The organism is Sphingobacterium litopenaei, from assembly GCF_014692495.1.
Classification (GTDB): domain Bacteria; phylum Bacteroidota; class Bacteroidia; order Sphingobacteriales; family Sphingobacteriaceae; genus Sphingobacterium; species Sphingobacterium litopenaei.
In genome coordinates this window covers 1-811 of the sequence record NZ_JACOIJ010000083.1, presented here as the reverse complement: position 1 = coordinate 811, position 811 = coordinate 1, and the positions used below count along the sequence as shown (strand labels likewise).

Annotated in this window: 1 protein-coding gene; it reads left to right on the top strand. The window is 39.8% G+C overall.

All coding sequences use genetic code 11. From position 1 onward, the window contains the following. Positions 1–152 precede the first annotated feature (152 nt). Positions 153–811 (top strand): IS110 family transposase (locus H8B04_RS16870; RefSeq protein ID WP_165292669.1); only part of this gene is annotated, 659 nt, incomplete at its 3' end.

The following is an 811-nucleotide window of genomic DNA, read 5'->3' as shown; positions in this document are numbered from 1 at the left end:
AGTCCGTCATTAGTCAATAAACACTCTTCGAAATGTTAGTCCCCTTCTCTCATTCTTATTGCAACTTGGACAGTTCATTAGGCGTTAGGAGCCTGTTTTTACGATTGATAAGTCACGATAAGAACTGCTGTGATCCATAATTCAATACAAATATGGTAACAGGTATCGATTGTTCAAAGGATTATTTTGACATTGCAGTTTTAAAAGAAGGCAAATTAGCTTTCAAGAGCAGGTTTGCAAACAATAGTAAAGGTTTTATGGATATGCTGCCACATATTGTGGGCACCCATGTAGCAATGGAGGCTACAGGACCTTATTATTTCCAACTGGCAAGATTTATTTATGATTCAGGAGTAAAAGTTTCAGTAGTCAACCCATTGGTGATACGCAGGTATGCACAGATGCGTAGGTCTCGGGCAAAGACAGACCAGAAAGATGCGATGGTAATAGCAGAGTTTGCGCAAATGACTACTCCTAAACTGTGGGCGCCAGCTACTGAAGTAATTCAAAGCATCCGTAATCTGGAGACCTATCTTCAAGGGCTAAAGCAACGCAGGCAGATGTTGTCCAACCAATTGCATGCATTTCAGGCGGCAGGTATAATAGAAGATCTACTATACAATGAAATAAAAGAAGAAGTGGAAAGCTACGATAAAAGGATCAAAGATAAAGAGCTCCAGATAGAAGGTTTGATAAAGCAGCACTACGCAAAAATGGCTGGTAATATCAGGAGTGTGCCAGGTATAGGTCCACGAAGTGTTTCTATGTTGATTATTGCTACAGATGGATTTGGGATGTTTGAAAACTATAA